Source organism: Pseudoalteromonas sp. DY56-GL22 (assembly GCF_041414715.1).
GTDB classification, from domain to species: domain Bacteria; phylum Pseudomonadota; class Gammaproteobacteria; order Enterobacterales; family Alteromonadaceae; genus Pseudoalteromonas; species Pseudoalteromonas simplex.
In genome coordinates, this window is record NZ_JANHZR010000002.1 from 587,715 (window position 1) to 599,259 (window position 11,545).

At 40.5% G+C, this 11,545-nt stretch carries 11 protein-coding genes and 2 tRNA genes; 8 read left to right on the forward strand and 5 right to left on the reverse strand.

Annotated elements, in window-relative coordinates; genetic code table 11:
• The first annotated feature begins 173 nt into the window (after positions 1–173).
• A complete protein-coding gene (locus tag NO991_RS06610) occupies positions 174–1,373 on the forward strand; it encodes an Nramp family divalent metal transporter (RefSeq protein ID WP_138601855.1) in 1,200 nt (399 codons plus the stop codon).
• A 64-nt stretch (positions 1,374–1,437) separates the two neighbouring features.
• Here NO991_RS06610 and NO991_RS06615 read toward each other — a convergent pair whose 3' ends face one another.
• From NO991_RS06615 to NO991_RS06625, 3 genes are all read right to left on the reverse strand, one after another.
• Complete coding sequence (locus tag NO991_RS06615; protein ID WP_199528508.1) at positions 1,438–2,664, reverse strand: amidohydrolase family protein; 1,227 nt, start codon at positions 2,662–2,664, stop codon at positions 1,438–1,440.
• A gap of 11 nt (positions 2,665–2,675) precedes the next feature.
• On the reverse strand, positions 2,676–4,058 hold the full coding sequence (locus NO991_RS06620) for an amidohydrolase (RefSeq protein WP_187490683.1): 1,383 nt from the start codon (positions 4,056–4,058) through the stop codon (positions 2,676–2,678).
• Positions 4,059–4,170: 112 nt separating this feature from the next.
• Positions 4,171–4,956 (reverse strand): hypothetical protein, encoded by a 786-nt coding sequence (locus tag NO991_RS06625; RefSeq protein WP_138601849.1) that lies wholly within the window; start codon positions 4,954–4,956, stop codon positions 4,171–4,173.
• Between the two features lie 356 nt (positions 4,957–5,312).
• On the opposite strand from NO991_RS06625, the gene NO991_RS06630 reads away from it, so the two are divergent.
• Positions 5,313–5,675, forward strand: a complete 363-nt coding sequence (locus NO991_RS06630; RefSeq protein WP_054554737.1) for a DUF3718 domain-containing protein — start codon at positions 5,313–5,315, stop codon at positions 5,673–5,675.
• A 53-nt stretch (positions 5,676–5,728) separates the two neighbouring features.
• On the opposite strand, the gene NO991_RS06635 is transcribed toward NO991_RS06630, so the two are convergent.
• Positions 5,729–6,424 carry a DUF445 domain-containing protein gene (locus tag NO991_RS06635; RefSeq protein ID WP_138601847.1) on the reverse strand — a complete coding sequence of 232 codons (696 nt, stop codon included), beginning with the start codon at positions 6,422–6,424 and terminating at the stop codon, positions 5,729–5,731.
• A 112-nt stretch (positions 6,425–6,536) separates the two neighbouring features.
• Between NO991_RS06635 and NO991_RS06640 the strand changes: the two genes are divergently transcribed.
• Together NO991_RS06640 and NO991_RS06645 are read left to right on the forward strand one after the other, a co-directional pair.
• Positions 6,537–7,397 (forward strand): fructosamine kinase family protein, encoded by an 861-nt coding sequence (locus NO991_RS06640; RefSeq protein WP_054554735.1) that lies wholly within the window; start codon positions 6,537–6,539, stop codon positions 7,395–7,397.
• 228 nt (positions 7,398–7,625) lie between these two features.
• Complete coding sequence (locus tag NO991_RS06645; RefSeq protein ID WP_054561385.1) at positions 7,626–7,829, forward strand: CPXCG motif-containing cysteine-rich protein; 204 nt, start codon at positions 7,626–7,628, stop codon at positions 7,827–7,829.
• On the opposite strand, the gene NO991_RS06650 is transcribed toward NO991_RS06645, so the two are convergent.
• Positions 7,826–8,467 (reverse strand): riboflavin synthase subunit alpha, encoded by a 642-nt coding sequence (locus NO991_RS06650; RefSeq protein WP_371351817.1) that lies wholly within the window; start codon positions 8,465–8,467, stop codon positions 7,826–7,828. The genes NO991_RS06645 and NO991_RS06650 overlap by 4 nt on opposite strands.
• Before the next feature lie 94 nt (positions 8,468–8,561).
• Here NO991_RS06650 and NO991_RS06655 point away from each other — a divergent pair, with 94 nt between their 5' ends.
• From NO991_RS06655 to NO991_RS06670, 4 genes are all read left to right on the forward strand, one after another.
• The gene (locus tag NO991_RS06655; RefSeq protein WP_371351920.1) at positions 8,562–9,920 is read left to right on the forward strand and encodes an MATE family efflux transporter; all 1,359 of its coding nucleotides are present in this window, start codon (positions 8,562–8,564) and stop codon (positions 9,918–9,920) included.
• Positions 9,895–10,914 (forward strand): DUF3080 family protein, encoded by a 1,020-nt coding sequence (locus NO991_RS06660; protein ID WP_371351818.1) that lies wholly within the window; start codon positions 9,895–9,897, stop codon positions 10,912–10,914. The genes NO991_RS06655 and NO991_RS06660 overlap by 26 nt, the downstream gene beginning before the upstream one ends.
• Positions 10,915–11,028: 114 nt before the next feature.
• Positions 11,029–11,105 (forward strand) — tRNA-Val (locus NO991_RS06665).
• Between the two features lie 110 nt (positions 11,106–11,215).
• A tRNA-Val gene (locus NO991_RS06670) sits at positions 11,216–11,292 on the forward strand.
• Positions 11,293–11,545: the final 253 nt, after the last annotated feature.

The window sequence follows — 11,545 nt, forward strand, 5'->3', positions numbered from 1 at the left end:
TATATAAAAATTACAGTGTGGATTGGTCTAAGTTCAACTCGCTAACTTTAAGCGATTCACCTGTTTTACTTTACCCATACTAAGTCTGTCTATACTCTATATGGTCTGTTTTCTAAAACATTAGCTGTTTTGCTAATAGTTAATGTATAAAAATAATAATAAAAGGTTTTATTATGCGTTTAGGGCCCGGACTGCTAGTCACCGCAGCTTTTATTGGACCAGGTACCATCACCACGGCAAGTGTTGCAGGTGCTAATTTTGGCTTTGCTCTTATTTGGACGTTATTGTTCTCAGTTGTAGCGACTATTTTGTTGCAATCAATGGCTGCTCGTCTTGGTGTTGCTACAGGACTTGATTTAGCATCTGCACTCAGAACCACCATTCAAACACCGATTTTTAAAGCCCTGGCTGCCATATTAGTGATCAGTGCAATTGGTATTGGCAGTGCAGCCTATGAAGCAGGCAATCTGACTGGTGCCAGTTTAGGACTGCAAGAAATACTCCCTTCAGTGAGTCCACTACTCTGGACTCCCCTTATTGCGATTCTAAGTGCAGTACTTTTGTATACTGGCAAACATAAAGTCATTGAGGGGGCGTTAATTGTTTTAGTGGTGTTGATGAGCTTAGTGTTTATTTCAACGCTGGTGATGGCGGCTCCGCCACTTGGTGAAGTGCTAAAAGGATTTATACCTAGCTTACCTGATAATTCAATTACCACGGTACTTGCCTTGATAGGCACAACCATTGTGCCCTACAACCTGTTTTTACACTCTGGGGTACTTGCAGAAAAACACGATAGTTCAAAAAATATCGACAAAGTAATCAAAGAAACAAACCTTGATACCGGTATTTCGATAACTTTAGGTGGCATAATCACGTTAGCTATCTTATCAACAGCCTCTGTGGCATTTTATGGTACCGATGCAGGTAAAATTTCAGCGGCCAATATGGCTGTGCAACTTGAGCCCCTTCTAGGTGGTATGGCTCATTATTTTTTTGCTATCGGTTTATGTGCAGCTGGACTTACAAGCGCAATAACTGCACCGCTTGCGGGTGCTTACGCTGTTTGCGGCATGCTTGGTTGGTCAACACAAATGAGTGATACACGTTTTAAACTGGTTGCTATCACTATCCTTGTTTTCGGTGCACTGGTCGCATCGCTTGGGCTTGATCCGGTTGCGGTTATCATCTTTGCGCAAGCTGCCAATGGATTATTACTTCCAATTGTTACCTGTTACCTTGTTTGGTTAGTGAATCAAAAATCGGTGATGAAAGGATACACTAATTCGCTTTTACTTAACCTTGTAATTGTGCCAGTAATACTGCTTATATTTGGCCTTAGCCTTTATAAACTAAGCAATCTAATTTTTTAGCTTTTAGTTTGAAAATATGTATTAAAAAGGCCGCAAATTTGCGGCCTTTTTATATGTTGAGCACTTATTTAGTATAAGCGCGTGGCATCGCTGAATCAGTTGTATAACGGTCGCGTAGTTTGTCTTGACGCGCTTCGGTTGAAACCTCTTCACCGTTGATCCACATTTTCCTTACGTGTGAGTTAAGCTCAAATGGATCAGCAGACCACATAACTAGGTTTGCACGTTTACCTTTGGCAATTGCGCCTGAGTTTAAACCAAAAACATCAGCAATATTGCTGGTAACTGCGCTAAGTGCACCTTGTTGGCTCATACCGTATGACACAGCATTACCTGCATCAAAACGTAATTGGTATACATTGTGGCTTGAGTCACCAGCAACACCAATAATGACTTTTACACCAGCTTTTTCAAGCTTACCTGCGTTAGCAAGATTTGCATGCATAGAGTCAAAGCTACCCGGTAAGTTAGCCATAGAGCTGATGATCACAGGTACATCCGCTTTAGCTAATGTATCAGCAACCACAACAGCATCATCACCGCCATGAATCACTAAATTGATGCCATAGCTTTCTTTTAACTTAACAAGTTCATAGATGTCTGATGCGCGTTGAACACTGGCAATCAGCGGCATATCACCCGAAAGCACAGCAGCTATAACTTTTTGCTCTGTTGATGGCTCTTTTTTGTCATCTTTTTTAGCTGACTTTTCGCCTTCAAGCTTGTCGATAAGAGTTTTCATCGACATAGCACGTGAGCCTTTACTCTTTTCACCTAAATGAACAACAAGTGCAACTTGCTTTTTATTTACGCTTTCAAAGCTACCTGATAGATCAACTACAGATGCAAGACCCGCAAAGATACTGTCACCACCGTTTGGTACAATCACATCTTGAGTAATACCGCCCTTGCGTGCATAAGGAATTAAGCTACTGCGTGGGTTGAATGCAAGGCTTGGATCAAAGTCAATGCCTGCTTTGTCGTCACCACCATCGCGCGACCCTGCAACAGCACCCACTTCCACTAAGCCTAATTGGTTCATAGTACCAATAAAGCCTGCAGTCACGATTTGGCCTTTTGCATCAATGGTTGTATCCGCGTTGACAGTCGCTGGGTTAATTGCAACAATTTTGCCATCTTCAATAACAACGCTTGCGCCTTCAAGTACGCCTTGCTCTGTTGAAGTGTGTAGTGTTGCATTGACAATCGCTACCGATGCAGCACTTGCTGTCGCAGAAAATAAGCCAGCAGCAACAAGTGACAGCTTTAATGATTTAGTTAATTTTGTCATCAATGTTACTCCTATTTTTGACCTAGCATGAAATCACTTTGTGCTTGGTATTTATCATCGTTACGATCATAAACTTTGGCACCATCGATAAATACTTGTTCAGCTTTCGCATAAACACTGAATGGGTTTTGGTTCCAAATAACCACATCAGCTTGCTTACCTGCTTCAAGTGAACCTGTTTTATCATCAATACCTAGCGATTTAGCCGCGTTTGAAGTGATCCACTTAATTGCGTGTTGCTCAGAGATGTCGTAACCCACATCATTCGCGCGATACATCACTTTACCGGCTTCTTGATTTAAGCGTTGAATCGTTGTATCAGAATCAGAGTGAACAACGGCACATGAATTTTTAACAGCATCTACAATTGCTACGTTCTCTTGAACCATGTCGTAGGCTTCCATTTTAAAGCCCCACCAATCTGGCCAAAGTGCCGCACAGTTACCGTTTTCAGCAAGTAAGTCAGCAATTTTGTATGCTTCAACACCGTGATGGAAAGTACCTGAGTGATAACCAAACTCTTTACCGAGGTCGATCATCATGGCCATTTCTTCTGCTTTATAACAGTGGTTATGGATTAATATGTCACCTTCTAACACACCTGCTAGCGTATCTAGCTTGATGTCGCGGTGAGGTGCTGCAGGGTTTTTACCTGCGGCATAATCACTTTCGTACTTATCCCATTCACGTTTGTACTCAGTCGCTTCAATCCACGCTGTGCGATAGCCCGCCATGTTACCCATACGCGTTGATGGTAAAACACCTTTGCGGCCATAAACACGTTTCGGGTTTTCACCACATGCCATTTTTAAACCATATGGTGCTTCAGGAAACTTCATACCTTGCATCGTGTGCGAGGGAATGTTTTTAAGCGTTACACCGCGGCCACCAATTAAGTTTGCTGAACCAGGTAGAATTTGTAATGACGTAATACCGCCTTCACGAGCACGGTTAAAGCCAGGATCTTGTGGCCATACTGAATGCTCAACCCATACTTCTGCAGTCACAGGGCTGGTCATTTCATTACCATCTTGGTGTGATGCCACTGATGGAGTTGGGTATGCACCTAAATGTGAATGCACGTCAATAATACCCGGTGTTACCCATTTACCTTCTGCATCAATTGTTTTATCAGCTTGTACAGAAAGGTCTTTACCTACTTGTTGTACTTTGCCATCAACAAAGAATACATCTGCGTTATCTAAACGCTCACCTGTGCCGGTTAAAACAGTGGCATTAGTGATTAACGTACTTTGTGATGCAAGTGGCTGATAAGTGCTTGGGTATGGGTTTTTGTTAATTGAGACTTTTGGATCTTGTGGGCCATTGTCTTGACAACCCGCTAACGCGACACCAAGCGCCATAACCAACAAGGATGGTGCAAATTTTTGCATTCTTACGTTCCTCTTTTTTATTATTTAATTACTTTAACTAATTGTTAATTCTAATGCGAGTAAACGAGGCCAGTCACCAATATTCAAGACGAATAACCAGCCTCACAGAGCACTATTTCTTTATGTAGTTGTTATATAACTGCTCTAACGCACCTTCGGTAGTTAAGCTCGGATCTTTGTTGATAAAATGTTTCACAGTTCGAGTTACAAAGTCTGAGTTTTGCTTGTGCTGCTTGGCAAAACTTTTAATCAGTGAATCTGCATCGTTAGCTGCGGTTATTTTTTCGTGTCGATGGCGGTATTGACTCAATGCACGGTTAAAATCACCATTATAATCTTCGACCACCAGCTTATAGAATTCTGTTCTGTCGACTTGTAAATCATTAATGCAGTAATTAAGCGCGTCTTTAAAGTCATAAAAGACTTTGCCTTGCACATCAAATTCGGCACGTTTCTCGCGAATAGTGACACTGGCATCTTCAGTTGCATAACTATAACCTTGAAATGCTAATCGCTCTGCCGCCTCTGCACCTAACTTCATGCCTGCTTTAATACTGTGCACAAACTCATCACTCATATCGTGAAGTTCACTTTCATGCCACATGTGATAAATTCTCAGCGCTTTTGCATATTTTGCAGAAAGTTTCTTTTTTAGCTTTGTCACTCGCCCATCAATAGTTAGCACTCGTTCGTTATGCAGTAATGCAAAGCACTCATAACATGCTGGAATTGATATAAATTCGGCCTCTTCGCCTAAATCTATAATGCTTTGCAGCATATGCAGTGGCGGACAAAAATCTCGCTCAGTTGCTTCACAACCACAATAAAAACATTGATTAAAGTGTTTTGATTCAGATGCATAGGCTTGTTGATAATAGCCTGCTAATTTTGTGGTCACTGATGCTCCTTATACTCTGATTAGCCTTTTAAAGAAAAGCTAGAGTTAATACTTAAATGTAACAGCCACGTAAATATCAAGTCTTAAATACGAGCTAATACAGGATTTTTAAAAATTAATTAAAAAATTTTAAGGCTAATTGTGTCAACATTCACACTTTAAAATAGCACTTATCAAGCGGTTAGTTTTGTTTGTTCACATCTACATACTTACTTACATCTTGTCGATTTTCATTAACAGCAATTGTTTTTGTTTAGCGTAATACTTTAAATGTGCCCAGCAAACAGGAAGTGTGCAGTATCCATAATAGCCAGGTCGCACAAATGTTACGTTATAGACAACAACTGGAGAGAAAGATGAATACGTTAACTACAGCACTAGGTACAGCAATAATTTTAGGTTCTTCACTAGCAGCAACTGATGCAAGTGCAGCCCAATTTGTCGCAGCAGATAACTCAGTTGGCACTCAAGCGTGTATGGCTATTGCATCAAATAAGCCACTCAATGTAATCGGAACTATGCGCGATTTACGCTTAAGTAAACGAGTAATGACAGAAAAACTATTTTGCAATGATATGCCAACTAATAAGTTTGTTAGCACTTATGGGTTGCATAACTCTGCGAAATACTTAAATTTTGACATAGCAACAAAAACCAGTATTCAAGATATCGCTAACGTATCTGATGACACTGTGATTGTAATTGCAGGCTCAAAATAATGATGAATACACAGTAGCAGGTCTTTGAAGGCCTGCTACAAATTCCTTCTTCATTAGACTAGCGCAGCTATCAGGCCAAATAAGCCGCCAAACACCCCACCCCAAATTACTAACCAACCTAAATGTTCTTTGATCATGGTTTGAATAATATCTTTTACCATGGTTGGTGTAAGCTCATTCAATCGTTCATCAACTAAACGCTCAACTGTACTGTGTAATGAGCCACCAAGGTGAGATTTTGCAAATAGCTTTTCATCAAGAATGGTTTTAAATTCGTCGCTCTTCGAAATATCAATCACCGCTGCTTTCATTTTTTCAATGAAAGGTTCGCGCATTGGCTCGAGCGCATCACGTCCACCAAACATCGACAGCATGCCACCAAATTGAGAGTTTTCAATAACCTCAATTAAAGAGTCATAAGCCGGACTTAAATTAACTTCACTGATCACAGGCTCTAAATCAATATTCGGTTTAGCGAGCGCCATGACCTGATCGATTTTTTCTTCAGCGAAGAACTCGGTCATTACCAAGTTACGAATCGCCACCTTAAAAGACGCAAACTTTAATGTTATAACACCAGAGCCGTATAAAAATGGTACTTTTTCGAATAGCATGTGAATAGCAAGCCAGTTTGTTACTGCGCCCGATAACGCAAATAAACCAACAGAAAGCACAATTGCTTGTTCAAATAAAAATCCGACTAATACTAAGGCAAGTGCCACTAAGTTAGTAATGAGACTTTTATTCATCTGACCCCTCATAAATACTTCGATAAACTTTAACAATATTAACGCTATGGGTTTGTTAATTCATCGTCTTTTTGCCATAGTTTAATTATATGGTTAAAAGGTGAACAAAATTATGTGGAATTCGGTGAATGAACAGATTAGCCAAGCGATGCATTTTGATTTTAAGCATACCTTTAAGCGCCAATTACAATCACCCAATAACGATAAATACTTCCAAATTGGCGATGATTTACACCACTTCTTTGTGAAAGTCGCTCACTTAAGTGATCTGGAGCGCCTAGAGTGCGAAGCCTTTAATCTAGAGCTGTTAACTCAAGAAAGCTTATTTATGATCCCAGATTGCATCACCACAGGTTGCAATATTGAGTTTTCATTTATCGTGCTTGAATGGTTAGAACTTGATAAACAGCCCCATACCAATTGGCATGAAATGGGAGAACACCTTGCCCATTTACACCAAAAGCATACCCAAGCTATGTTCGGCTTAGATAACGACAACTTCCTTGGCCCCACTCTACAACCTAATCGTTGGCACAAAAAATGGGATGTATTTTTTGCTGAAGAACGCATTGGCTGGCAATTGCAGTTATTACAAGAAAAAGGCATTGAGCTTGTTAATCAAGACACCTTCATCGCTTTTGTTAAAGACGCACTGCATAGCCATATTGTAGAGCCTTCGTTATTACACGGTGACTTTTGGCGTCGAAATATGGGCTTTTATAATAATGTGCCCAGTGTGTTTGACCCTGCTTGTTATTATGGTGATCGGGAATGCGATATCGCAATGAGTGAGCTTTATGCACCACTTCCCGATAGCTTTTATGACGCCTATAACGATATCTACCCATTGCAGGTAGGCTACGAGCAACGTAGAGCCATCTACCAACTATACCCTATGCTCAATAATGCCAATATCTTTGCAGGGCACTATCTTACTGAAGCAAAACAACAAATTGATCAGCTCCTGAAATAAGCTAAAAATCACTGTAAAAGGAATGTCACAAACCGCTAAACACAGCTATATTTAGCTTATAAAGCGTATTAATAAAGATGCTAACCGAATTGGTAGCACTACGCTTAAATAAATTCGGTTAGTGAGTTATATCAATCTAATTAAATCTAGATTCATTTTTGATGAGTTAGGGTTTAATGAAGATTGCAATTTAACGAACTCAGGCATGCCTGATTAAGGTAAAAGCTGATGAAAGACCAATACACACAACGGATTTCATGCCCTCACTGTGGCCACCACATTCACGTAGCACTTGATGCAAGTGACGGTGACCAAGATTACTATGAAGATTGCGCAGCATGTTGCAATCCCATCCATTTGAATATGCATATCGATTACGCACACAACAAACTCGAATTACATGTCGATAGTGACGACGAGCAAATTTTTTAATTTGCTCGTTTTATATGCCCTTCTTGCGAGAGATAATTTTCGACCGTGTTGATAATGGTATAAGTTTGCTGATCGACTTCGATATTTAACTTATCCCCTTCGCGGTAGTTATCGAGATTGGTAATTGAGAGTGTTTCTGGGATTAAGTGCAACCAAAAGCCCTGCTCATCAACTTCACCTACAGTGAGGCTTGCCCCGTTAACGCTGACAAACCCTTTGCACAGCACGTATTTTTGCCACTCTTTTGCTAATGCTAATTGCATTTTACAGTTGTCTTGATGGTGTTTAATTGAAAGTATCTCGGCCATACAATGAATGTGGCCCGATACGATATGCCCGCCCAGTTCAGTCCCAAAAGTCACTGAACGTTCAAAATTCACCGTATCATTGACAGCCAGCTTACCTAGGTTGGTTAACTTCAATGTTTCATCAATCACATCAAAATTTATAACACAGCACCCTTGAGTGTCTGATGCAAACTTCACCACGGTTAAACAACAACCATTAATGGCTATGCTAGCGCCGATATTCAAGTTTTCAGCGTATTGCTGTTCTACTTGTAAAGCTAGCCTTAGTACACCGCCTTGGTTAGTAGCATCAACCACAACGGCTTGCGTTTGCACAATTCCAGTGAACATCGCTTTCTCTTTTCTTCATTAAATAGATAACTGCGATTTTTATTGATCTATGAATAGATTACAATGGCTGTCTGTTTATTTAGTTGTGTATTTTATGTCTTTTTGTAGTTGGGAAGCCAAAAGGTTAATTTCGTTAGCCATTCCTGTTTTTTTGGCACAGGTAACCCTTATTTTAATGACGGTTGTAGATACCGTGATGGCAGGCCAAGTAAGTGCAACAGACTTGGCAGCACTTTCTATTGCAACGGGTATTTGGAATCCGTTAATGCTTGCACTGCAAGGCATATTATTGGCGTTAACGGGTATCATAGCGCAGTTTGCTGGTTCAAACGATAAACAAGGTATTAGCCACTACTTTCAACAAGGTCTGTATCTGGCGTTAGTACTTGCCATAATCGGTTTAGGGCTGGCAAGCCTTGCTGATACAGTGCTTAGTCAATTAGACACCTCACAGTCTATTACCCATTTAGCTGAGCAATACATTCATTTTGTAAAATGGGGTATTTTTGGTTTTTTACTTTTCAGTGTGTACCGCAATATCACTGAAGGTATGGGAATGACCAAACCTGCTTTCTACATTAGCTTAATTGGCTTAGCGGTCAATATTCCTGCCAATTACGTATTTATACACGGTAAATTAGGTTTTCAAGCCTACGGTGGCGCGGGCTGTGGTATTGCCACGGCACTGGTATTTACAGCAATGGCGTTAACTCAGGTTATTTATTGTCACTTTAATAGAAAGATTGATGCCAAAGCATTATTAGCAAATTTTAGAGCCCCAAAGCTCGCGACTTTATGGACTATCACCAAAGTGGGTATTCCAATTTCATTAGCTACTTTTTTTGAAGTTACGCTATTTGCCTGTATTCCTTTGTTTATAGCGCACTTAGGTGCTGTTGCTGTTGCCGGTCACCAAATTGCAGCCAGTGTGACGACTTTATTGTTTATGATGCCGTTGAGCCTCTCAATTGCGATTAGCATTCGAATAGGCAATTTATTTGGCCAACAACATTATCAGCAGTTAAAAAATGCCGTTAAAACAAGTTATATTCTCGCGGCAATTATTGCTTTTCTGCTGGCAAGTGTGACCTTTTTTGCCCGAGATATTATAAGCCAATTGTATTCTGATAACCCTGAAGTATTAGCCCTTGCCTCTTCAATCATGGTACTTGCTTGTATCTACCAGTTACCAGATGCCCTGCAAGTTTCTGCCAATGGTATTTTGCGTGGGTTAAAATACACGGCACCAATTGGCTATATCACCTTTGTATCCTATTGGTTGATCGGCTTTGCGCTTGGCTTCGTACTTGCTCGTACAGATTTAATTGTTCCAGCAATGGGCCCTCATGGCTTTTGGATAGGCATTATTGTGGGGTTAAGTGCCGCAGCAATTATGTTGATGTTCACTGTTCATAGGCGATTTAAACATGCACCTTTTTTGCAAAACCAATAGCCTTCTAAACTCTATCATCGCAACAGCGTGCGTGGCACTTATTGCCTGCATGCCCTCTTCCGGTGATGTAAATCACACCTACGCGCAAAGATTAGAAAACGTGCTTAAAACCGAAAGTTTTAAGCTATCTAAACCAAGTACACTAACTGTTAACCACTTTACTGAAAATACTGAAGATAAAGCAACCATTGGTATGCTTGAACTTGCCCAGTTACGTCCATGTAAACTTGCAACCCTTATTGCTGAGCACAATAACCAGCTTGGCAAAACAGCAACGCCTGCTAATGTTCTTAGTTATCAAATTAAGTTTATTCAAAGCGCAAATGAATGCTTAGAAAGCTTTGATGAGCAAGGTGAGCTAGTTGAAAAAATAAAACTCACCGCAGGACAAAAGCAAGCAAACCTTGCGACCTACTTTAAAGCTATGCTCCTCAATGAAAGCGAGTTTAAGCAAAGCTGGCAGCTAAGTTCGACACACATTGATGAAAACACCGCAGGTTTTAGCGAAACCGTGAGCGCGATGGAGCAAATTGCTAAGTTAAACAATCAAATTAATACCGGCAAAATAAACGCTATAGAGCCTGAGCAAATCATCAACCAACTCGAAGTATTAAATCGTTTTAAATACAACAAGCTACTAATTTCTGCAGCTCGTGTGCAAACACATTACAATCAACAATTAACAGCGCTGCTCATGAAGTATTCAAAAGATGATCTCTGCCCTGCAAACAAGAATAAACAAAAAGCGCAAACGTTGAGTAATGTGTTTAAAAAGTTTTATTTAGAGCAACTACAGCCTTATCAATCATTCTTAGTGGGTCGATTAGAAACTCTACAACCTCTTTACCAGCAAATATGGCGTGACACAGAATTGGCCCAGTTTGTAAATAGCGAAAGTAATGACGCAATTTTACAAAGTCTTAAGCACTCTGCGAAAAGCCATGTTGCTTGGTGGCAAGGTTTTTACAGAACGTGCGAAATTAGTCCGTTATGAATAAAAAACCAGCACTTAGCACAAAAATAGCTAAAGCTGCTTGATTCACACAACCAGTCGCTATATATTAGCCTCCGTTGTTTAGCCACGCTAACAACAGTTTTAAATCAAAATACAACCGTAGCTCAGTTGGTTAGAGCACTACCTTGACATGGTAGGGGTCGGTGGTTCGAATCCACTCGGTTGTACCACGATTTAGGTATAACCAAAGGAAAGAGCACTACCACTCTTAATGGCCCGGTCCAAAGGTCGGTGGTTCGAATCCACTCGGTTGTACCAATCTTGATTTTAACATCTCAGTACGACCGTAGCTCAGTTGGTTAGAGCGCTACCTTGACATGGTAGAGGTCGGTGGTTCGAATCCACTCGGTCGTACCAATTATATCTTTATTGCTTCTTAGTAATTCCTACAACTTCTATTAATAAATATACTAATTTAAAAAGTTTCACTCAGTTGGTTAGAGCACTACCGCTCTCTATAACCCACGCCAAAATCAGTGGTTCGAATCCACTCGGTCGTACCAATTTTTAATGTTCCAAATTTAAAACATCTGTAGCTCAGTTGGTTAGAGCACTACCGCTCTCTATGACCCACGCCAAAATCGGTGGTTCGAATCCACTCGGTCGTACC